The organism is Microbacterium sp. Leaf320, from assembly GCF_001423485.1.
Taxonomy (GTDB): Bacteria; Actinomycetota; Actinomycetes; order Actinomycetales; family Microbacteriaceae; genus Microbacterium.
Genome location: NZ_LMOD01000001.1, coordinates 46,418 through 68,335 on the forward strand (window position 1 = coordinate 46,418; position 21,918 = coordinate 68,335).

Below are 21,918 nucleotides of genomic sequence, written 5' to 3' on the forward strand. Positions count from 1 at the left end.
CTGTCTCTTTGGTACTCGACTGCCGAGTGCCGCGAACGTGAGCCCTCCACTGGCGTGTTCCTCCCTGTAGGGAAGAACCACCCCGGAGTGGGATTCACGAACTTCTCCGTTCGAACAAGAAAGCAGCACTATCGTGACGCGCACTTACACTCCGAAGGCCGGCGAGGTCCAGCGTGACTGGGTCGTCATCGACGCCACTGACGTCGTTCTCGGCCGCCTGGCTTCGCACGCCGCTACGCTCCTGCGTGGCAAGCACAAGCCCACCTTCGCCAACCACATCGACTCGGGTGACTTCGTCATCATCGTGAACGCCGACAAGGTCGCGCTCACCGGTCAGAAGCTCCAGAAGAAGCTGGCTTACCGCCACTCGGGTTACCCGGGCGGCCTCAAGTCGGTCACCTACGCCGAGCTCATGGAGAAGAACCCGGTCCGCGCTGTGGAGAAGGCCATCCGTGGCATGCTCCCCAAGAACAGCATCGGCCGTCAGCAGCTGTCGAAGCTCAAGGTCTACGTCGGTTCCGAGCACCCGCACGCCGCTCAGCAGCCGAAGACGTACACCCTCGACCAGGTCGCCCAGTAAGCGCCGTAAAGACTTAAGGACATACTCGTGGCTGACATCCAGGACACCACCGAAACCCCCCAGAACTTCTCGACGTCGACTCCCGAGACCGACGCAGTCGAGGCGGCTCCCCGCCCCGTGCTGAGCGTCCCGGGCGCCGCTGTCGGCCGTCGCAAGCAGGCCATCGCCCGCGTGCGTCTCGTCCCCGGTTCGGGAACGATCACGGTCAACGGCCGTACGCTCGAGGACTACTTCCCGAACAAGCTGCACCAGCAGCTGATCAACGACCCGTTCACCATCCTCAACCTCGCCGGTGGCTACGACGTCATCGCGCGCATCTCCGGCGGTGGCCCCTCGGGCCAGGCCGGTGCACTGCGCCTCGGCATCGCTCGCTCCCTCAACGGGATCGACGAGGAGAACAACCGTCCGACCCTGAAGAAGGCCGGCTTCCTGTCGCGCGACGCGCGCGTCAAGGAGCGCAAGAAGGCTGGACTCAAGAAGGCCCGTAAGGCGCCTCAGTACTCGAAGCGTTAAGGTCCACCGCTCCGATGCCGATCTTTGGCACGGACGGCGTGCGAGGGCTTGCCAATGGCATCCTCACCGCCGACCTCGCGCTCACCCTGGCCCAGGCGACTGCTGTCGTCCTGGGCCAGGGCCGTACTGCGGAGGCTCGCAAAGCCGAAGGCAAGCGACTCACCGCAGTCGTGGCCCGCGACCCCCGGGTCTCCGGTCACTTCCTGACTGCCGCGGTCTCGGCAGGGCTCGCGTCCTCCGGCGTCGACGTGCTCGAGGCCGGAGTCATCCCGACGCCGGCGCTCGCCTTCCTCGTCGCCGACCGTGACGCCGATTTCGGCGTGATGATCTCGGCGTCGCACAATGCGGCGCCCGACAACGGCATCAAGATCTTCGCCCGTGGCGGAGTGAAGCTCCCCGACATCGTCGAGCAGCGCATCGAAGAGGCGATGGCGGGAGAGAAGCTTCGTCCGACCGGTGCCGGCGTCGGCCGGATCGACCGGTTCTCCGACGCCGAGGACCGCTATGTCGTGCACCTCCTGGGTTCGTTGCCGAACCGCCTGGGCGGCATCAAGGTCGTCCTCGACTGCGCGCACGGCGCGGCCTCCGGCGTGTCTCCGGAGACCTTCCGCGATGCGGGTGCCGACGTCACCGTGATCGGCGCCGACCCCGACGGCTGGAACATCAACGACGGCGTCGGGTCCACGCACCTCGACCAGCTCGCAGAAGCGGTCGTCAGGCTCGGGGCGGACATCGGCATCGCGCACGACGGCGACGCCGACCGCTGTCTCGCCGTCGACGCGCAGGGCAACGTCATCGACGGCGATCAGATCATGGCGATCCTCGCCGTGTCGATGAAGCAGCGCGGTCATCTGACCGACGACACGCTGGTCGCCACCGTGATGAGCAACCTCGGTCTTCACGTCGCGATGCGCGAGCAGGGCATCACTGTGCGTCAGACCGCGGTCGGCGACCGCTATGTCCTCGAGGACATGAACGCGGGCGGCTACGCCCTCGGCGGCGAGCAGTCGGGTCACGTGATCATGAGCGAATACGCCACGACCGGTGACGGCCTGCTCACGGGGCTCCACCTGGTCGCTGAGATGGCACGCCAGAACAAGACGATCGCCGAGCTCGCGAGCGTGATGACCGTGTACCCGCAGGTCCTCATCAACGTGCGTGATGTCGACAAGGACGCGGTCGACTCCGATGAGGTCGTGCAGGCTGCGGTCCGCGAAGTCGTGGCCGAGCTCGGCGAGACCGGCCGGGTGCTGCTGCGCAAGTCCGGCACAGAGCCGCTCGTCCGCGTCATGGTCGAGGCGGCCGACGCCGATTCGGCTCAGGCGTATGCCGATCGTCTGGTCGACGTCGTGCGTGAGCGCCTCTCCCTCTGAAGCACCACTCCCTCTGAACAGGCGAGCGCGCCGCGTGGCACCGTCGATCGGTCAGCCGCGCGGCGCGCTCCAGTTCAGCTGCTCGATGTATCGCAGCAGGACACCCTCGCGCAGGGCCCACGGCGAGACCTCGAGCTCGTCGACGTCCAGCGCGGTCATCGCGGTGTGCAGCGAGACCGCTGCGGCGACGATCTGGAACGTACGGTCTGCGGTGATCCCGGGAAGCTCCTGCCGTGCGGATGCGGGGAGGCGAGCGAGCCGCGGGATCCACGATCCCAGCGCGGCGCGCGGCAGCACCATGCGCTGGATGCCCGACCACCCGGGAACCGGGTAGCCGGCGAGTCTCGCGAGCGAGCGGATCGCCTTCGATGAGCCCACGACATGGTCCGGGCGGGGGAGCGCCGTGAACCGGGGGAGGACCTCGGCGAGCGTCGCGGTCGCATGCTCGCGGAGACGCTCGACATCGTCCTCGCCGGGAGGGTCGTGCGGGAGGAACTGCACGGTCATGCGTCCGGCGCCCAGCGGGACGGATGCCGCGGCATCCGGCATCTCATCGCCTCCGGCGGCGACCTCGAGCGAACCACCGCCGATGTCGAGGAGCAGCAACTGGCCTGCTGACCAGCCGAACCACCGGCGGACCGCAAGGAACGTCAGCTCCGCCTCTGTCTCGCCGTCGAGAACCTGAAGCGGCTGTCCGAGGGCCGCCTCGATGCGGGCGATCACGTCGGCTCCGTTGCGGGCGTCGCGCACAGCGCTCGTGGCGGTGGCGAGGAGCTCGTCGACCCGCTCGGCCTCGGCGACCTTCCGCGCCTGCGTCACGGCCGACTCGAGCGCGATCACGCCTTCTTCCGAGATCGACCCATCATCGGTGAGGTACCTCATCAGACGCAGAACCGTGCGGTCGCTGGTCTTCGCCAGAGGCCTGCCACCGGGGCGGACGTCGGCGGCGAGCATATGGACGGTGTTGGAACCGATGTCGAGGACTCCGAGGCGCACGGATAGAGACTACTCGCGCGCCGTTACGATGTATGCGTGACCACCGCCGACCCCACGCTGCCGCTGTCGCCGTATCGAGAGATCGGACGCGATGAATGGGCGCGACTTGCGGCAGGACTCGACCAGCCGCTCACCGAGACCGAGGTCGTGGAGCTCCGCGGCATCGGAGACCGTCTCGACCTGACCGAGGTGCGCGAGGTCTATCTCCCGCTGAGCCGGCTGCTCAGCCTCTATGCGACGGCCACGAAGCGATTGGGCGCCGCGACGAGCTCGTTCCTGCAGGAGGACGACACCACGACTCCGTTCGTCGTGGGCGTCGCCGGCTCGGTCGCGGTCGGCAAGTCGACGATCGCCCGTCTGCTGCGCGAACTGATGAGCCGGTGGCCGGGTACGCCGCGGGTCGAGCTCGTGACCACCGACGGCTTCCTCTACCCGAACGCCGAACTCGAGCGTCGGGGCCTGATGGAGCGCAAGGGCTTCCCCGAGTCGTACGATCGTCGTGCGCTGCTCGAGTTCCTCACCGAGGTTAAGAGCGGCGCCGCCGAGGTTCGGGCGCCGTTCTACTCGCACATGCGCTACGACATCGTTCCTGACGCGCATGTCGTCGTGCGCCGCCCGGATGTCGTGATCGTGGAGGGGCTGAACGTCCTCCAGCCTCCGCCCGCACCCAACGACGTCGCCGTGAGCGATCTGTTCGACTTCTCGATCTTCGTGGACGCCGACACGTCGCACATCGAGAGATGGTATGTGGATCGGTTCCTCGCGCTGCGGCAGGGAGCGTTCTCGAACCCCTCGTCGTACTTCAACGTCTTCGCGCACCTCACCGATGATGAGGCGATCACCACAGCTCTCGGATATTGGAACGAGATCAACATGCCGAATCTGGTCGAGAACGTCATGCCGACCAAGCACCGGGCCCGTCTGGTGCTCAACAAGGGTGTCGATCACAGCGTCGAGAGCGTGCTGCTGCGCAAGCTCTGATCGGGCGGAGGGTTTCGTTCGGGACCTTCGCAAAATGCCCGGCTTACTCTTGACGACATGTGTGGAATCGTCGGATACGTGGGCCCGCGGCCCAGCCAGGACATCCTGCTCGCCGGCCTCGCCCGCCTCGAGTACCGCGGTTATGACTCCGCGGGTGTCGCCGTCATCGACGGAGACGGCGGGCTCGGCATGCGCAAGAAGGCGGGAAAGCTCGCCGTGCTGCGCGATTCGCTCGCCGACTCGTCGCTCCCGGACGGCAATACCGGCATCGGGCATACGCGGTGGGCCACGCACGGCGGCCCCACCGACGAGAACGCGCACCCGCACCTCGCGGATGACGATCGCCTCGCACTGATCCACAACGGCATCATCGAGAACTTCGCCGCGCTGCGCGACGAACTCCTCGCCGACGGCGTGCGCTTCCGCAGCGAGACCGACACCGAGGTCGCCGCCGCGCTCCTCGGTCGCGAATACCGCAACAACGGCGGTGACCTCCAGCTCGCGTTCCGCGGCGTGGTCAACCGCCTCGAGGGTGCGTTCACCCTGCTCGCGATGCACCAGGATCACCCGGGGCTCGTCGTCGGCGCCCGCCGCAACTCGCCACTGGTGATCGGCCTCGGCGAGGGAGAGAACTTCCTCGGATCCGACGTCGCCGCGTTCATCGAGCACACGCGCAAGGCGCTCGCCATCGGTCAGGATCAGATCGTCTCGATCACCCCTGACGCGGTCACCGTCACCGACTTCGCCGGTACGCCGGTCGAGGCCGAGCCGTTCGACGTCTCCTGGGACGCCGCCGCCGCCGAGAAGGGCGGATGGTCGAGCTTCATGGCCAAGGAGGTCTCCGAGCAGCCCGAGGCCGTGGCCAACACGATCCGCGGTCGCATCCAGGGTGACCAGGTCGTCATTCCCGAGCTCGAGGGGCTCGACGAGCTGTTCCTCGGCATCAACCGCATCATCATCACCGCGTGCGGCACTGCCGCCTACTCAGCCCTCGTCGGCAAGTACGCGATCGAGCAGTGGGCCCGCATCCCCGTCGATGTCGAGCTCGCCCACGAGTTCCGCTACCGCGACCCGGTGATCGGCGCTGACACGCTTGTCGTCTCGATCAGCCAGTCGGGTGAGACCATGGACACCCTGATGGCCGTGAAGTACGCGAGCGAGCGCGGTGCGCGCACTCTCTCGATCTGCAACACGCAGGGGGCCACGATCCCGCGCGAGTCGGATGCCGTCGTCTACACGCACGCGGGCCCCGAGGTCGCGGTCGCGTCGACCAAGGCGTTCTCGGCGCAGATCACCGCTCTCCTTCTGCTCGGCCTGCACATGGGGCGCGTGCGCGGATCCGTCGAGGATGCATCCGTCGACGTCGCCGAGCTCACAGCGCTTCCCGAGAAGATCGCGAAGGTCCTCGCGAGCGAGCAGGAGCACGTCACGCAGCTCGCCGGTTGGATGGCCGACACCCGCTCGGTGCTGTTCCTCGGTCGCCATGTGGGCTTCCCGATCGCGCTCGAGGGCGCTCTCAAGCTCAAGGAGATCTCGTACATCCACGCTGAGGGCTTCGCCGCGGGCGAGCTCAAGCACGGTCCGATCGCCCTGATCGAGCCGGGACAGCCCGTCTTCGTCCTCGTGCCCTCACCGCGTCACTCGGCTGTCGTGCACTCGAAGGTCGTCTCCAACATCCAGGAGATCCGGGCGCGCGGCGCTCGCGTGATCGTGGTCGCCGAAGAGGGTGACGCCGCGGTTCTTCCGTTCGCCGACGAGGTCATCCGGATCCCTCTCGCGGGTGCGATGTTCGAGCCGCTGCTCGCTGTGGTTCCGCTGCAGATCTTCGCGATGGCCCTCGCCACGGCGAAGGGACTCGACGTCGACCAGCCCCGCAACCTCGCGAAGTCCGTCACCGTCGAGTAGGCCTCATTCGCGGGCCTGCGCTGACAGGTCGGAACCACGGATGCATGCCCGGATCAGCGATCTGGGCATGCATCCGTTCTTTGAGCATGCATTCGGCTTTCCGGGGCGGCAGGTGGCCGGAGGTCCGTGACGACGGCCGACAGAGGATGCCGCGACTAGGCTGAACGGGTGATCATCGGGACCGGCATCGACCTCGTGGACATCCCGCGGTTCGAGCGCACACTCGAGCGCACGCCACGACTTCTCGAGCGACTCTTCGCGCCGGGGGAGCGGGCGCTGCGCCTTCCGTCTCTCGCCGCGCGGTACGCCGCGAAGGAGGCCCTGATCAAGACCCTCGGAGGATCCGACGGAGTCCACTGGATCGAGATCGAGATCGCCTCCGAGACCTCAGGGCGCCCGCACTTCGTGTTGACGGGGACCACGGCGGAGGTGGTCGCCGAGCGAGGCATCACCAGACTGCACCTGACCCTCACTCACGACGCGGGGCTCGCCGCCGCATTCGTCGTCGCCGAAGGAGAGCCGCTGTGACCGTTCCGTTCCGTGAAGCGCGCATCGACCTGGACGCCATCACCGACAACGTCCGCCACTTCCGTCGGCTCACCGGCGTGCAGGTCATCGCGGTCGTCAAGGCGAACGCCTACGGCCATGGCGCGGCCGCGGCGGCGGTCGCAGCGCTCGCGGGCGGTGCGACGCGTCTCGGCGTCGCCGAGATCCCCGAGGCCCTCGAGCTGCGACGACAGGGCATCACCGCGCCGATCGTGGCGTGGCTGCACGCGCCGGGCGAGCGGTTCGAGCAGGCGGCTGAGCAGGACGTCGAGGTCGGCATCTCGTCGTTCGACCAGCTCGAGGCCGCGGGGGCCGCGGCATCCGTCGACAGCCCGGTAGGGGTGCACCTCAAGTTCGAGACGGGACTCTCGCGCAACGGGATCGCGCCCGCCGACTGGCGTCGTGTGCTCGCGGAAGCGGCTCGTCTCGAGCGCATCGGCCGCCTTCGCATAATCGGACTGTTCAGCCATCTGTCGAACACCTCCGCGCAGGACGACCGCGACGCCCTGGCGAAGTTCGAGGAGGGCGTCGCAGCCGCGGCAACCTTCGGCATCCATCCGGAGATCCGTCACATCGCGGCGACGGCTGCCGCGATCGACCTGCCGGAGATGCGTCTGGATGCGGTGCGCATCGGAGTCGGCATCTACGGACTCTCCCCGTTCGATGACCGCTCGTCCGCCGAGCTGGGACTCCGCCCCGCCATGACACTGCGTGGCGCGATCGCCGCTGTGCGCAGGGTTCCCGCAGGTGCGGGGGTCTCGTACGGCTACGATCACCGCGCGCCGCATGACACCACCCTCGTGCTCGTGCCGCTGGGCTATGCCGACGGCGTGCCCCGCCACGCATCCGGTCGGCTGCCGGTGTCGATCGGCGGGCGTCGCTACACGAACGTCGGCCGCATCGCGATGGACCAGTTCGTGGTCGACGTGGGCGACGCACCCGTGTCGATAGGCGACGAGGTGGTGCTGTTCGGCGACCCGACCCTCGGAGTCCCGTCGGCGGCGGAGTGGGCGAACGTCGCCTCGACCATCAACTACGAGATCGTGACCCGCATCGGCGCGCGCGTCGCCCGGCGGTCCGCATGAGCGTCGACCCCGCGTTCCTCGGTCGCCTCGAGATCGAGACGTCGGAGGCGATGGAGCAGCTCGGCTTCCGTATCGGCGAGCAGCTCGAAGCGGGAGACCTGCTGATCCTCACCGGCCCCCTCGGTGCCGGCAAGACGACGTTCACGCGAGGGCTCGCCGAAGGCCTCGGCGTGCGCGGTCCGGTGCAGAGCCCGACCTTCGTGATCGCGCGGACGCATCCCTCGCTCGTCGGACGCGCGCCACTGGTGCATGTGGACGCCTACCGTCTCGGCTCAGGGGCGGAGCTCGACGACCTCGATCTCGATCTCGCGCGCTCGGTCGTCGTGATCGAATGGGGGCGCGGGATGGCCGAGGACCTCGCAGACACCTGGTGGGACATCGAGCTCGAACGTCCTGTCGGCGGCGGCGACGACGATCTCGACCCCTCCGAGCTCGATGCCGACGCTCCGCGGCACGTGACGATCACGCGCGGAGGACGCTCAGCGATCGCCGGTTGAACCCCGACTACCCTGGAGAGGTGATCCTCGCCGTCGACACCTCCCTGGGCACCGCCGTCGCCCTCATCGATGACGACGGCACCCTTCGCTCCGACGCGTCCGCCGCGGACCCCCTCGGGCATGCCGAGGTGATCGGAGATCTGCTGGTCAGAGCGATCAGCGACGCCGGAAGCGGCGAGATCGCCCATGTGGTCGCCGGCATGGGACCCGGCCCCTTCACCGGGCTCCGCATCGGCATCGCCGCCGCGCGCGCGTTCGCGCTGGGTCGTGGCATCCCCGTCATCCCCGTGCCGAGCCATCTCGCCGCGGCACTCACCGCGATCGAGCGGGATGCCGTCTCGGGGCCGTTCGCGATCGTCACCGACGCACGTCGTCGTGAGGTCGCCATCACGGTGTTCGACGGGGCGGATGCCGACGGCATCCCGCTCGTGACCGTCGACACGAGGCTGGTGCCCAGCATGGACGCGGATGAGCACCTCGACGGGGTCCGTCGCATCGATGTCGCGACCCTCTCTGCCGTGGACCTCGCCCGTGTGGGGGCCAGGGCCGTGGCGGCGGGGCGCACCCTCGCCGGTGACGAGCCGCTGTATCTGCGGCACCCCGATGTGACCGTGCCCGGCGCGCCGAAGAAGGTGGGGCGATGACTCTGCGCGACGCGACGCCGGACGACCTCGACGCCATCATGGCGATAGAGCACCGTTCCTTCCCCACCGACGCGTGGAGCTCACAGGCCATGGCTCTCGAGCTCGCGAGTCCGCATGGGCGCTATCTGGTCGACGAGATCGACGGCGCGATCATCGGCTACGGGGGAGTCCGAGCCCTCGAGGGCTCTCGGGATGCCGATATCCAGACCATCGCCTTGGACGCCGACCACCGAGGCGCGGGGCGAGGGCGTGCGCTGCTGCGCGCACTGCTCGACGCGGCGGGGGAGAGAGGCGCTCGCGAGGTCTTCCTCGAGGTCCGCGCCGACAACCCGAGTGCCGAAGGGCTGTACCTCTCCGAAGGCTTCGAGGAGATCGGCCGCCGCCCGCGGTACTACCAGCCCGATGACGTCGATGCGATCGTGATGCGCCTCGCCCTGCAGCATCCTCGCTCCGCACATCAGGACGAGGCGATCACAGATGCCGCCGAGGAGGCCACTGCATGACCGAGCCGCTGGTGCTGGGCATCGAGACGAGCTGCGACGAGACCGGGATCGGGGTCGTGCGCGGCCGCACCCTGCTGTCGAACACGATCGCCTCGAGCATGGATGAGCATGCTCGATACGGAGGAGTCGTTCCGGAGGTCGCGGCACGTGCGCATCTCGAGGCGCTGCAGCCGTCGATCGACGCCGCACTCGCCGAGGCAGGTGTGCGACTCGACGACCTCGATGCGGTGGCCGTGACGAGCGGCCCCGGCCTCGCGGGCGCGCTCATGGTCGGAGTGGGGGCCGCGAAGGGCCTGGCCGTCGCGCTCGACAAGCCTCTGTACGCGGTGAACCATCTCGTCGGCCATATCGCGGCCGACATCCTCACCCCGGACTCCGATCCGCTGGAGTATCCGACGATCGCGCTGCTCGTCTCGGGTGGACACACGTCGCTGCTCCATGTGCGCGACCTCACCACCGACGTCGAGATGCTCGGCGAGACCATGGACGACGCGGCCGGTGAGGCGTTCGACAAGGTCGCCCGCCTGCTGTCGCTGCCGTACCCCGGCGGGCCTGAGATCGATCGGGCAGCCCTCGACGGCGACCCGAACGCGATCCGATTCCCCCGGGGTCTCTCCCGGGCATCCGACCTGGCGAAGCACCGTTACGACTTCTCGTTCTCGGGCCTCAAGACGGCCGTCGCACGCTGGGTCGAGCGCTGCGAGGCAGACGGCGTGCCCGTGCCCGTCGCCGATGTTGCTGCGAGCTTCCGCGAGGCCGTCGTGGATGTGCTGGTGACCAAGGCACTCGCTGCCTGTGCCGACCTCGGCGTCCCCCGTCTGCTGCTCGGCGGCGGCGTGATCGCGAACCGTCGGCTGCGCGAGGTCGCCCTCACCAGGGCCGAGGCCGCGGGAGTCACCGTCCGCATCCCCCCGCTGTCGCTGTGCACCGACAACGGGGCGATGATCGCCGCGCTCGCGGCCGAGCTGATCGCGTCGGGCCGTCGCCCGTCGACCTTCGCGTTCGGCGCGGACTCGACCCTTCCCGTCACCGCGATCCAGGTCGATGAGCGCGTCGCGGTGATGTGATGAGCGACGTTCCCCGCCTCCCCGCCCCGCACGGGGGCGATCCCGCTTCAGTGCCGGACGCAGCCCTCCCTCGTCCCCGGATCGAGGGGCCCAGCGGCGAGGTCGAGCACCCGGCCGGCTCTGCACGGATTCCGGGCGCACGGCGCGACGGCTACACCAAGCTGCCCACGGGACCGGTCGGTATCGAGCCCGTGGTCGTGAGCGGACCGGTCGCCGATGACATCGGTCACGATGCCGAGTGGCAGCCGTCGACCGCGGATGCAGCCATCGACGACACCAGGCTCGCGCCGTGGGCGCTGATGGCGGCGATCGTCGCCCTGGTGGCGTCGTTCTTCGTCGGCTGGGGCGTTCCGATCGCTGTCGTCGCGGTGATCGCGGCGATCATGTCGTTGCGGCGGCCGGTCGAGAGCCGCGCGATCGCGCGATGGGCGCTCGTCCTCGGCCTGTGCGCGACCGTGTACAGCCTCGGATGGCTGGTGTGGGCAGGCATGCAGTTCGAGAGGCTCGGCTAGCGGATGCTCGACGCCCAGGACGCCGTCGAGCTGCGTGCCCTGCAAGCACGCGCCTACGGTCGTGCCGGTGCGCTGAGCGACGCCGAGGCGGCGCGCCTGGGCGAGCTGGAGGCGGCGCGAACGTCGGAGAGCGAGTCGCAGGCGGCGAAGGATCCCCGGTCCGAGCATGTGGACATCGCGCCGTCCGCGGACCCGTCGGTGGCCTCGGTGCCGGCGACGGCCGCCTCAGCCGCTGCGCGCTTCGCCGGGGCTGATACCGCCGCGCCATCGGGTCAGGGCACCGGGTCGGACGCCGACTCGCAGGGCGAGTCCCTCGCCACGGCCCTGCGACGGCATTGGCGACTCGCACTCGTGATCACCGTGGGGGTCGCCGTCATCGGAGTCGCGGCCGGGTGGCTGCTGTTCTCCGACCGCGGCGCTGCCCCCGTCCAGCTGACGGCGGAGCAGCAGGAGTGGCAGCGCACGATCGTCGCGTCGGGCGACTTCGACTCGGGCTCACTCCGCGCGATGGCGGAGGAAGAGGGTGTCGTGATCTCGTTCGCGACCAAGAACGGCGGCGCAGATGTGTGCCTCGTGCTCGCCAGCGCCGATGCCACCGCTCCCGCGTGCACGACCCGTGAGCAGGCGACGATCCAAGGCGTGAACGCGACCCTCACGAAGGCCGTGGACGCGTCTCAGAGCTACGACATCCAGGCGCAGATGTTCCTCACCCCGGACGGCCGACCGGCGGTCATCGCCCGCAGTTACATCACGTCTCCGCAGTCGACGTCGATGTTCGCCAGTCAGGCCGAGGCAGAGGCAGCGGCGGCCCTCGCCGAGAAGACCGGTCTCGATAGCCGCAGCATCATGGTCGCCGGCTACGACGACGACGTGCCGATCTGGACCGGGATCGACATGTCGACGCAGCGGTACTGCCTCGTCTACGACGGGTCGATGCCGGATCCCCCGATGGTGTGCGACGACAGTCTGATGCTCGCCGATGCCGACCGCACGCTGGTGCTCGAGGTCACCGGCGTCGAGGACGGCGAGATCACGCGCTACGAGTACCGATTCAGCTACGGTCAGCAGTACCTCACCGTGACGAAGGGTTCGGGTGCCGACGATGCTGCAGGAGAGTGACGCCGCCGAGCTGCGCGCTCTGCAGCTGAAGGCCTACGGACGCGACGGCGGTCTGACGCGTGCCGATGCCGCACGGTTGCGTGAACTCGAGGCGACCAGGGAGTCGACGCCGGCCGCGACTGCGGCACAGGATGCTGCCGTACCGGAGACGACCGCCGTGGAATCGTCGCAAGCGGAATCCACCGACGTGCCCGTCGCCGAAGAAGCCGCCGACGAGGACTCGGCGAATGCGGCGGACACGAGCGCGCCGACCCGCGACGCGCAGGCTCTCGAGACGACGGCCCTGCGCGCCGCCCTCCGGCAGCATTGGAAGGCGATCGCCGCAGCCTCCGCCGTATTGCTCGTCGTCGGTCTCGCGGCAGGGTGGGCTCTCTTCGGTCGGGCAGGAGGAGTCGAGCTCACCGCAGCTCAACAGGAGCGCCGCGCCGAACTCCAGGCTGAGGGCGGGTACGACGCCGGAAGTCTGAGGGCGATCGGACAGGAGGAGGGTGTCCTCGTCTGGCACGCCACCAAGGAGGACGGGGAGATGGTGTGCCTCGTCCTCGACACCCCGCAGGACTCAGCGACCCAGTGCCAGCGGAGCGAGGACGCTCAGAACGGCAACGGCATCGGTGTGTCTGTCAACCTCGATTCCGTCGAGGGTGAGGGCGCCGAGCAGATCTGGGCGTCCGCCGTGCGGACCACCGAGGGCGAACTCGTGGCGATCATCCAGCGGTGGCCGAGCTCGCAGAACGACTGGCTGTCGCAGTTCGCGGGTGAGGAGCGCGTGCGCGCTGAAGAGCTTCTGGAAGAGGGATTCCAGGACTACTCCTTCTCCGTCGTGGGCTACTTCCAGGACGCCCCCATCTGGTACGGACAGCGCCTTGTGGGAGCGACGGCCGAGGATTGTCTGGTGGTCGACGCGATCGACGGGATCGCGTGCGGGCCGCTGGGTGAAGCACAGTCCTCCGGCCTCAGCCTCGGCGGTATCACCGCAGATGTCTCAGGGAGCCCCGAGGACTCCTGGAGCATCACGCTGGCTTTCACGTCGAACCAGACCCCGTACCTCGTCATCGCGGGAGACGTGTCGGCGGCTGACATCGCGAAGCCCGGTCTGACCGTGAAGCCCGGCGAGACGCTGGAGCTGGGTGGGGAGTACCAGGACCCGATCCAGGTGGAGATACCGGCCGACGGCACCGAAGGGTGAACGGTCAGTCCGCCGCGGGCACCCTGTCGGCGAGGATCGCGCGCCGCTGGTCGCCGATCCTGGTGAGGATCAACGTCGCCGACTGACTCCCCTTGAGCGTGAGCTTCTTGCGGAAGGCCGCGGGATCGACGTCCATGCCGCGTTTCTTGATCTCGAGAGTGCCGATTCCGTGAGTCTTTAGCACTGCGCTGACGGCCTTCGGATTCGCCGCCATCGTCTCGCGTACCCGGAACGACTGCACGAACGGGCTCGTCAGCGCGGCATCCGAGGTCAGATAGGCGATGCGCTCATCGAGCATGCCCGCATCGAGGCTCCGCCCGACGTCTCCGATCAGCCGTGCGCGGATGACCGCTCCGTCCGGTTCGTGCAGGAAGGCCCCGAGTCCGCGCACCGCGACGTCCTCCGCGTCAGCCCCGGCCGTGAGCTCGTGTGAGCGCTCGCCGCGGATCACGAGTGCCGCGCGGCGGACGCCCGTACGCGCGAGCGCTCCGGTCCACAGCACCAGCTCGACGACGCTGCCCTCGGCGCTCACCCACTGCGCCTCGGCGTCGGCGGGCAGGGAATCACGATCGTGTCCGGGGCCGAGCTTGATGCCCGTCGGCCGACGGGATGCCAGGTCGAAGGCCCAGTCGAGCGGAGGCGAGTAGTCATCGGACGACACCCGCCGCGTCTCGCTGTGCCCCGAGGTGCGCCGAGCAGGGTCCATCCAGATCGCACCGGTGTCGCTCACCACGGACGGCACGTTCTCCTGCGCCGTGCCGTGCCTCACGACCGCGCTCTCGCCGAAAGGCGCGAGGTTGTAGGCCGCGATCGCGGCCGTCACCTCGTCGGCATCCACCGCCTGCACGTCGAGGCCGGCACCGGCGAAGGCGAGGGAGTCTCCGCCGATTCCGCAGCCGAGGTCGGCGACGCTCGTGATTCCGGCCCGACGCATCCGCTGCGCGTGGCGGGCGGCGACACCGAGACGTGTCGCCTGCTCGAGTCCTGCACGGGTGAACAGCATCCTCGCCGCGAAGTCTCCGAACTTGGCCTTCGCCTTGGCCCGCAGGTGCGCCTGCCCGACCACGGCCGAGACGAGATCGGGGGAGTGTCCGGCTGATCGCAGGCGCGATACCGCACGGGCCACATCGGCGACCTGATCGACGGGGCCGAGCGCATCCAGCAGTTCGAGGCCCTCGGGCGTGAGCAGGGCGCGCAGCTCGGAGATCTCCACCTGCCCAGCTTAGGCGGCGGCCCGATCAGCGCATTGGCACTCGCATTGCGTGAGTGCCAGCGGAACGCATAGACTGGATTAGCACTCTCGGGTTGAGAGTGCGAAAAGTCTTCCTGTCAGCGTCAAGAAAGAAGAGGTAGACCGTGTCGGTTTCCATCAAGCCGCTCGAGGACCGCATCGTCATCAAGCAGGTCGAGGCCGAGCAGACCACCGCGAGTGGCCTGGTCATCCCCGACACCGCCAAGGAGAAGCCCCAGGAGGGCGAGGTCGTGGCCGTGGGCCCCGGTCGCATCGATGACAACGGCAACCGCGTTCCGCTCGACGTCGCCGTCGGCGACCGTGTCCTGTACAGCAAGTACGGCGGCACCGAGGTGAAGTTCGGCGCAGACGAGTTCCTCGTCCTGTCGGCGCGCGACGTGCTCGCAGTCGTCGTCCGCTGAGACAACGTCTTCGGAAGGACCCGGATGCATCGCGCATCCGGGTCCTTTCTGCTTCCCGCCACATGACTACCGATTCCTGCCATTCTCCGACCGAGACGGGCGCCCGGCGAGGAGCCGGTTCGCGCCGGGAATAGGGTTGTGCGGTGACCCCGACGAACGCCGCGACCCGAGCCACTCAGACGGCGGGAGTCGCGTATGCAGGGGGTGCGTACCTGCTCTGGGGCGTGCTGCCCCTCTACTTCCTCCTGCTCGTGCCGACGGGCCCGTGGGAGGTCGTCGCGTGGCGAGTGCTGCTGTCGCTCGTCTTCTGTCTTCTGCTTCTCACCGTGACGCGCGGCTGGGCGGCGTTCAATGCGATCATCCGCCAGCCGAGACTGCTGGCATGGACCGCTCTCGCCGGTGTCCTGATCTACGTCAACTGGCAGGTGTTCCTCATCGGCACCCTCTCGGAGAACATCGTCGAGACCAGCCTCGGGTACTTCATCAACCCGATCACCACTGTGCTGCTCGGCGTATTCGTGCTCAAGGAGCGCATCCGCAGGCTGCAGTGGGCCGCAATCGGCATCGCCGCCGTCGCAGTGATCGTGATCGTCCTCTTCTATGGCGAGTTCCCGTGGATCGCCCTCTCGCTGACGGCCTCGTTCGGGGTCTACGGCCTCATCAAGAAGAAGATCGGCCCCGCGGTCGATGCGATCAGCGGACTCACTCTCGAGTCGTTCTGGCTGATCCCGATCGCCGTCGCGCAGCTGATCCTCGTCGCCGCCACCCCCGACGGAATCACGATGGGCTCCCACGGCGTCTGGCACGCGGTGCTTCTCGCCTTCGCGGGAGTGGCGACAGCGGTGCCGCTGCTGCTGTTCGCCGCCGGCACACGACGCATCAACCTGACCGTCATCGGGATGATCCAGTTCATCACGCCGGTCATGCAGTTCATCATCGGCGCGGTCGTGCTGAGCGAGCCGATGCCGCCCGAGCGGTGGGCGGGGTTCATCATCGTCTGGGTCGCCATCCTGGTGTTCGTGATCGACCTGCTGCTCGCGGCGCGGCGAGGGCGTCGGATCACTCAGCCCCAGCTGGTCTGAACCGGCGGATCAACAGCTGCGAAACCCGGTGTCGGATCGTTAACGCACCGAAACATCGGCGACCCCTACGCGAGACCTTTCAGTCCTAGTGTTAGAGCACCCGACCGTGGTCACAATCCACGGCCAGTCACGCAAGGGAGCATCATGACCGCATTCACGCGCTCGCGCAGCGCCAAGATCCTCGCCGGAGTCGCGCTGCTGAGCGTCTCGGCGATGGTCGTCGCAGGCTGCAGCAGCACGCCCTCGGACGAGCCGTCCGACGGTGGCGGATCGTCCGCCGACCTCACCCTCAAGCTGGGTTCGCTGCTGCCGCAGACCGGATCGCTGTCGTTCCTGGGCCCGCCCATGGAATCCGGCGTCGGACTCGCCGTCAAGGAGGTCAACGACGCTGCAGCAGGCGTCACGATCGACCTGACCGCAGAAGACGAGGGCGACACCGACACCAAGGCCTACGAGACCTCCATCACCAAGCTCCAGGGTGCAGGGGTCACCGCGATCGTCGGCGCCGCCGCATCCGGTGTCTCGCGCCTGATCCTCGACGGCAACGTCTCCGCAGGCATCCTGCAGATCTCCGCCTCGAACACCGGCCCCGACTTCACCGACTGGGACGACAACGGGCTCTACTTCCGCACGGCTCCCAGCGACCTGCTGCAGGGCGAGGTTCTCGGCAACCTGATCGCCGAGGACGGCCACAAGACGCTGGGTGTCATCTACCAGAACGACGCTTACGGCACGGGTCTGTTCGAGAACATCAAGTCGACGTTCGAAGGCGCCGGTGGCGAGGTCGTCGCAGACGCGTCGTACAACGTCGGTGACGGTCAGTTCGATGCACAGGTCGAGACGATCAAGGCTCAGAACCCCGACGCCGTCGCGATCGTGTCGTTCGACCAGTTCAAGACCATCGCCCCGCTGCTGGTGAACGCGGGCATCTCGCCCGACAAGTTCTACCTGGTCGACGGAAACCTGTCGGACTACGGCTCGTCGCCCGACACGAACTTCCCGTTCTCGCTCGAGGGCGCTCAGGGCACCAAGCCGGGGCCTGCGCTCGAGGACGACTTCACCGACCGTCTGCAGACGTTCTGGACGGGTGAGGGCAACCCCGAGGTCAACGACTTCACCTACGCGGCCGAGGCATACGACGCCGTCGTGCTCGTCGCACTCGCCTCGCTCGCGGCAGGTTCGACCGAGGGCGCGGACATCGCGGCCAAGATGGCCGAGGTCTCGGGCGGCACGGGCGACGGTGAGAAGTGCACCAGCTTCGCCGACTGCGCCACGATCATCAACGACGGAGGCACCGCCGACTACGACGGCTACTCCGGCGAGATCACGTTCGACGAGAACGGCGACCCGCAGGGCGCCTCGATCGGCACGTACGTCTACGGCGCGGACAACCTCATCTCCCGCACCAACTGATCAACTGATCACGAGCGAAGGCCCCGGATTCAGCATCCGGGGCCTTCGTCGTGTCCGGGACTCTCGTGGTGCCCGGATCCTTCCTCGCGTAGAGGCCGAATGCAGACACGGAAGAGGGGCGGATGCCGCAGCATCCGCCCCTCTTCCGTGGTGCCGTCAGGCGGCGTCGGTGCCCAGCGTTCCGAGGTACAGGCCGATGACCTTCGGATCGTTCAGCAGGTCGCGCCCTGTGCCCTCGTACGCGTCCTTGCCCTGATCGAGCACATAGCCGCGATCGCAGATCTGCAGGCAACGGCGTGCGTTCTGCTCGACCATGATCGTGGTGACTCCCGCCTTGTTGATGTCGGAGACACGGATGAACGCGTCGTCCTGACGTACGGGGGAGAGGCCGGCGGACGGCTCGTCGAGAAGCAGTACCGACGGGTCCATCATGAGCGCTCGCGACATCGCCACCATCTGGCGTTCACCGCCGGAGAGAGAGCCCGCGCGCTGCTTGAGGCGCTTGCCCAGCTCGGCGAAGATGCCGGTGACGAACTCGAGACGCTCTGTGTAGATCTTGGGGTTCTGGTAGAGCCCCATCTGCAGGTTCTCCTCGATGGAGAGCGACGGAAAGACGTTGTTCGTCTGCGGCACGAAGGCCACGCCGCGCTTGACGAGCTTGTCGGCCTTGAGCCCGACGATGCTCTCGCCCTTCACGGTGACGTCACCGCTGCGGACGTTGACCATGCCGAAGATCGACTTCAGCAGAGTCGACTTGCCCGCGCCGTTGGGCCCGATGATGCCGATCAGCTCGCCCTGTCGTGCGATGAGGTTGGCGCCGTTCAGGATGTTGACCCCTGGCAGATAGCCGGCGTGCACGTCCTTGAGCTCGACGACGACGTCGTCGGTTGGCGACGTTGCGGGGATCTCGGCGCTCATGCGTTGCCTCTCTGGTCGGGATCGGCGGTACTCGTCGCTGCGAGTTCCGCCTCGGCCTCTGCTTCGATCTGCTCGCGGAGCTTGGCCGCGGCAGCGTTCTCGATCACGGGGATGCGGCCGGTGACGGCTCCGAGATCGAGGTCCTGGTGGGCGCCGAGGTAGGCGTCGACCACTGCGGGGTCCTCCATGACCTCGTCGGGCGGTCCCTCCGCGACAACCCGACCCTCTGCCATCACGACGACCCAGTCGGCGATGTGGCGCACCATGTGCATGTCGTGCTCGACGAACAGCACCGTCATCCCGAGTCCCTTGAGGTCGAGGATGTGGTCGAGGAGCGACTGCGTGAGAGCAGGGTTGACGCCTGCCATCGGCTCGTCCAGCATCACGAGCGTCGGATCGCTCATGAGCGCCCTGGCCATCTCGAGGAGCTTGCGCTGCCCGCCCGAGAGCGAAGCGGCGAAGTCCTTCTCCTTGGCGTCGAGCTTGAAGCGGGCGAGCAGCTCGCGCGCCTTCACCTCGATCTCCTGGTCCTGCTTGCGCCACAGGAACGGGAAGAGGCTCGACCAGAATCCCTCGCCGCGCTGACCGGGGGCTCCGAGCTTCATGTTCTCGAGCACGGTGAGCAGCGACAGCGACTTGGTCAGCTGGAACGTGCGCACCTGTCCCATACGCGCCACCTTGAAGGAGGGGACGCCCGAGAGGTTCTTGCCGTCGAACGACCAGGTGCCGCTGTTGGGCTTGTCGAATCCGCAGAGCAGGTTGAACAGCGTGGTCTTGCCCGCACCGTTCGGCCCGATCAGCGCCGTGATGGCGCCGCGCGGGATCTCGACGTGGTCGACGTCGACGGCGGTCAGGCCGCCGAAGCGTCGCTGCACGGCGTCGGCCACGAGGATCGGGTCGACCTTGGGGACTCCGGGGGCCGCAGGACCCTTCGCGAGCCCGGTGGTCTTGGGGCGTCGGATGCTGCCGGTCTGGGGTGCAGCCTCGACGTTCTCGTCGGGGGTGGGTTCAATTGACAAAGGTCATCTCCCTCTTGTCTCCGAGGATGCCCTGAGGACGGAAGATCACGAGCAGCATCAGGGCGATGCCGACGAAGATGAACACCAGCGTCGAGGCCTGGCTGTCGGACATCGGCAGGATGCCCGCCTTCGCCAGGGCCGGAAGCAGGTTCGCCATGAACGCGAACACGACCCAGAACAGGATCGCGCCGAGCGTGGGACCGAAGACCGTCGCGGCGCCGCCGAGAAGCAGCACGGTCCACAGGAAGAAGGTGAGCGACGTGGTGTAGCTGCCGGGGACCACGGCGGAGGGGAGGACGAACACGATCCCACCGGCTGCGCCGATCATTCCACCGACCACGAGCGCCTGCATCTTGTAGGCGAAGACGTTCTTGCCGAGCGAGCGCACGGCGTCCTCGTCTTCGCGGATTCCCTTGAGCACGCGGCCCCACGGGCTGCGCATCAGCGCCCACACGAGCAGGATCGCGATGGCGAGGACGATGATCCCGAACACGCGGTTCCACAGGTCGTTGGCGCTGAAAGTCCACGGACCGAAGCCGTAGGTGCCAGGGGGGAACGGGTTCGCGTCGCGGAATCCGCCGTTGAACTGAGCGAGTCCGTCGGCCGAGTTGGTGTACTCGTCGAAGATCTGCGTCGTGAACAGCAGGCGCACGATCTCACCGGCCGCGATGGTCGCGATCGCGAGGTAGTCGGCACGCAGTCGCAGCGTCGGGATGCCGAGGAGCACCGCGAAGAACGCGCCGCCGAGGAGGCCGATCAACATGCCGATCCACCAGGGGAGACCGAAGGTCAGCACCGAGATGGCGTAGCCGTAGCCGCCGATGGCCATGAACGCGGCCATACCGAAGTTCAGCAGGCCCGCGTAGCCGAAGTGCACGGCGAGACCAGTCGCCGCGAGCGCATAGGCGATCGTGACCGGGCTGAGCAGATAGACCGCGGTGTTGGAGAGGATGCTTCCGAAGTCCATGGTCAGCCCAACCTTTCCTTGCGTCCGAGCAGACCTTGCGGCCTCACCAGGAGGATCACGATGAGCACGACGAGGGCGCTCGCGTACTTGAGGTCGGACGGGATCCACAGGGTGGAGACCTCGACCGCGATTCCGACGATGAGCGAGCCGACGAGGGCGCCGAACGCGGTTCCGAGACCACCGAGCGTGATGGCGGCGAAGATGAGCAGCAGCATCTGCATGCCCATGTCCCACTTCACACCGGGGCGGAAGTACGCCCACAGGATGCCCGAGATCGCGGCCAGCGTGCCGGCGAGGATCCAGACGTACCGGACCACCTTGTCGACATCGATACCGGATGCTGCGGCGAGCTGCGGGTTGTCGGAGATGGCGCGGGTGGCCTTGCCGATGCGGGTGCGCGTGAGGAAGAACGCGACGCCGATGATCACGACGATGCTCACGACGATGCCGATCAGGTCGATGTACGACAGCGAGATCGGACCGAATCGGAACGGCTCGGGGCTGGCTCCGGGGAGCTGCCGGGTGCCGCCGCCGATCATGTACTGGAAGGCGTAGCGCAGTGCGAGCGAGAGTCCGATGCTGACGATCATCAGCTGTACGACTCCGAGGCCGCGTCGCCGGAGCGGACGCCAGATGCCGGCGTCGAGCGCCCAGCCGAACAGACCGCCGCCGATCACGGCGGCGATGATGCCGAGCCACAGGGGGAGGTGCCAGAAGCTCGTCGTCACGAGGGCCACCAGGCCGCCCCACGTCACCATCTCGGCGTGGGCGAAGTTCGACAGGCGCGTCGTGCCGTAGATCAGCGCCGCACCCATCGAGGCCAGGGCCAGAAGGAGGCCGAAGTTGAGACCGCCCACGAGTCGCGAGGCGAGCTGATCGATGAACGACGTCGTCATGCGCTCTCCCTCACCGAGGAAGAGGTTCATGATCTTGGTGCCCGTCAAACCGAACTCGACCTCGAACGAGGCGGTCGTGCCCGCGATCGGCTGTGTGCCCTCCGGCAGCTGCGCGGCATCGACGATCACGCCGTCGGGGAGGGTCTCCTCATCGACGGTGAGCGTGTACGTCTCCTTCTCGGGAACGTACAGGCGCCACTTGCCCTCGGCGTCGGTCTCGGTCTCGCCCTCGAACCCGTTGCCCTTGATCGCCATCACGACGCCCTCGACAGGGTCGTCGTCGAAGGTGATCACGCCGGCGAAGTAGAAATCGGTGATCTCCTGCCCGTCGTCCGTCTCTTCGGCAGATGCCGATGCGGGCGGCTGCAGCCACAGGAAAGCGATGGCGAGAAGCGTCGCGATCAGGGTGATGACCCATCGCGTTCCACTTCGTTTCGCCGAGATCGTCGGACTCACGGAACCT

The 21,918-nt window shown here is 67.8% G+C and carries 23 protein-coding genes; 17 read left to right on the plus strand and 6 right to left on the minus strand.

Annotation, left to right across the window (positions count from 1 at the left end):
• The first annotated feature begins 133 nt into the window (after positions 1 to 133).
• From rplM to glmM, 3 genes are read left to right on the plus strand one after another with little or no spacing between them, the layout of a single operon-like run.
• Positions 134 to 580 carry a 50S ribosomal protein L13 gene (gene rplM, locus ASF63_RS00250; protein WP_056508304.1) on the plus strand — a complete coding sequence of 149 codons (447 nt, stop codon included), beginning with the start codon at positions 134 to 136 and terminating at the stop codon, positions 578 to 580.
• A gap of 27 nt (positions 581 to 607) precedes the next feature.
• Complete coding sequence (gene rpsI, locus ASF63_RS00255) at positions 608 to 1,093, plus strand: 30S ribosomal protein S9 (RefSeq protein WP_056412286.1); 486 nt, start codon at positions 608 to 610, stop codon at positions 1,091 to 1,093.
• Between the two features lie 14 nt (positions 1,094 to 1,107).
• Entirely contained in the window at positions 1,108 to 2,466 is a 1,359-nt protein-coding gene (gene glmM / locus ASF63_RS00260) for a phosphoglucosamine mutase (protein WP_056508305.1), read from the plus strand.
• Between the two features lie 51 nt (positions 2,467 to 2,517).
• On the opposite strand, the gene ASF63_RS00265 is transcribed toward glmM, so the two are convergent.
• On the minus strand, positions 2,518 to 3,462 hold the full coding sequence (locus ASF63_RS00265; protein WP_056508307.1) for a Ppx/GppA phosphatase family protein: 945 nt from the start codon (positions 3,460 to 3,462) through the stop codon (positions 2,518 to 2,520).
• Between the two features lie 36 nt (positions 3,463 to 3,498).
• Between ASF63_RS00265 and coaA the strand changes: the two genes are divergently transcribed.
• The 11 genes from coaA (at position 3,499) to ASF63_RS00320 (ending at position 13,507) form a co-directional block, all read left to right on the plus strand.
• Positions 3,499 to 4,443 (plus strand): type I pantothenate kinase, encoded by a 945-nt coding sequence (gene coaA / locus ASF63_RS00270; RefSeq protein WP_056508309.1) that lies wholly within the window; start codon positions 3,499 to 3,501, stop codon positions 4,441 to 4,443.
• A 57-nt stretch (positions 4,444 to 4,500) separates the two neighbouring features.
• Complete coding sequence (gene glmS / locus ASF63_RS00275) at positions 4,501 to 6,348, plus strand: glutamine--fructose-6-phosphate transaminase (isomerizing) (protein WP_056508311.1); 1,848 nt, start codon at positions 4,501 to 4,503, stop codon at positions 6,346 to 6,348.
• 168 nt (positions 6,349 to 6,516) lie between these two features.
• Complete coding sequence (locus tag ASF63_RS00280; RefSeq protein ID WP_056508313.1) at positions 6,517 to 6,876, plus strand: holo-ACP synthase; 360 nt, start codon at positions 6,517 to 6,519, stop codon at positions 6,874 to 6,876.
• Positions 6,873 to 7,979 (plus strand): alanine racemase, encoded by a 1,107-nt coding sequence (alr, locus tag ASF63_RS00285; RefSeq protein ID WP_056508315.1) that lies wholly within the window; start codon positions 6,873 to 6,875, stop codon positions 7,977 to 7,979. Before ASF63_RS00280 ends, alr begins: the two co-directional genes overlap by 4 nt.
• Positions 7,976 to 8,476 carry a tRNA (adenosine(37)-N6)-threonylcarbamoyltransferase complex ATPase subunit type 1 TsaE gene (gene tsaE, locus ASF63_RS00290; RefSeq protein ID WP_056508317.1) on the plus strand — a complete coding sequence of 167 codons (501 nt, stop codon included), beginning with the start codon at positions 7,976 to 7,978 and terminating at the stop codon, positions 8,474 to 8,476. Before alr ends, tsaE begins: the two co-directional genes overlap by 4 nt.
• 20 nt (positions 8,477 to 8,496) lie before the next feature.
• Entirely contained in the window at positions 8,497 to 9,120 is a 624-nt protein-coding gene (gene tsaB, locus ASF63_RS00295) for a tRNA (adenosine(37)-N6)-threonylcarbamoyltransferase complex dimerization subunit type 1 TsaB (RefSeq protein ID WP_056508319.1), read from the plus strand.
• A complete protein-coding gene (gene rimI / locus ASF63_RS00300) occupies positions 9,117 to 9,623 on the plus strand; it encodes a ribosomal protein S18-alanine N-acetyltransferase (RefSeq protein WP_056508321.1) in 507 nt (168 codons plus the stop codon). Before tsaB ends, rimI begins: the two co-directional genes overlap by 4 nt.
• Positions 9,620 to 10,690, plus strand: coding sequence for a tRNA (adenosine(37)-N6)-threonylcarbamoyltransferase complex transferase subunit TsaD (gene tsaD, locus ASF63_RS00305; RefSeq protein ID WP_056508324.1), 1,071 nt, complete (start codon positions 9,620 to 9,622; stop codon positions 10,688 to 10,690). Before rimI ends, tsaD begins: the two co-directional genes overlap by 4 nt.
• Positions 10,690 to 11,202: a hypothetical protein gene (locus ASF63_RS00310; RefSeq protein WP_056508326.1), complete on the plus strand. Its 513-nt coding sequence runs from the start codon at positions 10,690 to 10,692 to the stop codon at positions 11,200 to 11,202. The genes tsaD and ASF63_RS00310 overlap by 1 nt, the downstream gene beginning before the upstream one ends.
• A gap of 3 nt (positions 11,203 to 11,205) precedes the next feature.
• On the plus strand, positions 11,206 to 12,321 hold the full coding sequence (locus ASF63_RS00315) for a hypothetical protein (protein WP_056508328.1): 1,116 nt from the start codon (positions 11,206 to 11,208) through the stop codon (positions 12,319 to 12,321).
• Positions 12,296 to 13,507: a hypothetical protein gene (locus ASF63_RS00320; RefSeq protein ID WP_056508330.1), complete on the plus strand. Its 1,212-nt coding sequence runs from the start codon at positions 12,296 to 12,298 to the stop codon at positions 13,505 to 13,507. Before ASF63_RS00315 ends, ASF63_RS00320 begins: the two co-directional genes overlap by 26 nt.
• 4 nt (positions 13,508 to 13,511) lie before the next feature.
• Here ASF63_RS00320 and ASF63_RS00325 read toward each other — a convergent pair whose 3' ends face one another.
• Positions 13,512 to 14,720, minus strand: a complete 1,209-nt coding sequence (locus tag ASF63_RS00325; RefSeq protein ID WP_056508333.1) for a class I SAM-dependent methyltransferase — start codon at positions 14,718 to 14,720, stop codon at positions 13,512 to 13,514.
• A 143-nt stretch (positions 14,721 to 14,863) separates the two neighbouring features.
• Between ASF63_RS00325 and groES the strand changes: the two genes are divergently transcribed.
• The 3 genes from groES (at position 14,864) to ASF63_RS00340 (ending at position 17,655) form a co-directional block, all read left to right on the plus strand.
• Complete coding sequence (gene groES / locus ASF63_RS00330; protein WP_017203655.1) at positions 14,864 to 15,160, plus strand: co-chaperone GroES; 297 nt, start codon at positions 14,864 to 14,866, stop codon at positions 15,158 to 15,160.
• A 143-nt stretch (positions 15,161 to 15,303) separates the two neighbouring features.
• Positions 15,304 to 16,242, plus strand: a complete 939-nt coding sequence (gene rarD, locus ASF63_RS00335) for an EamA family transporter RarD (protein WP_056508334.1) — start codon at positions 15,304 to 15,306, stop codon at positions 16,240 to 16,242.
• Positions 16,243 to 16,386: 144 nt separating this feature from the next.
• Entirely contained in the window at positions 16,387 to 17,655 is a 1,269-nt protein-coding gene (locus tag ASF63_RS00340; RefSeq protein WP_056508336.1) for an ABC transporter substrate-binding protein, read from the plus strand.
• A 156-nt stretch (positions 17,656 to 17,811) separates the two neighbouring features.
• On the opposite strand, the gene ASF63_RS00345 is transcribed toward ASF63_RS00340, so the two are convergent.
• The 4 genes from ASF63_RS00345 to ASF63_RS00360 are packed head-to-tail and all read right to left on the minus strand — an operon-like array spanning position 17,812 to position 21,911.
• A complete protein-coding gene (locus ASF63_RS00345; protein WP_056508338.1) occupies positions 17,812 to 18,573 on the minus strand; it encodes an ABC transporter ATP-binding protein in 762 nt (253 codons plus the stop codon).
• Positions 18,570 to 19,535, minus strand: coding sequence for an ABC transporter ATP-binding protein (locus ASF63_RS00350; protein ID WP_056510060.1), 966 nt, complete (start codon positions 19,533 to 19,535; stop codon positions 18,570 to 18,572). Before ASF63_RS00350 ends, ASF63_RS00345 begins: the two co-directional genes overlap by 4 nt.
• Positions 19,536 to 19,581: 46 nt before the next feature.
• Positions 19,582 to 20,559 (minus strand): branched-chain amino acid ABC transporter permease, encoded by a 978-nt coding sequence (locus ASF63_RS00355; RefSeq protein WP_056508340.1) that lies wholly within the window; start codon positions 20,557 to 20,559, stop codon positions 19,582 to 19,584.
• Between the two features lie 2 nt (positions 20,560 to 20,561).
• Positions 20,562 to 21,911, minus strand: coding sequence for a branched-chain amino acid ABC transporter permease (locus ASF63_RS00360; protein ID WP_082477756.1), 1,350 nt, complete (start codon positions 21,909 to 21,911; stop codon positions 20,562 to 20,564).
• Positions 21,912 to 21,918: the final 7 nt, after the last annotated feature.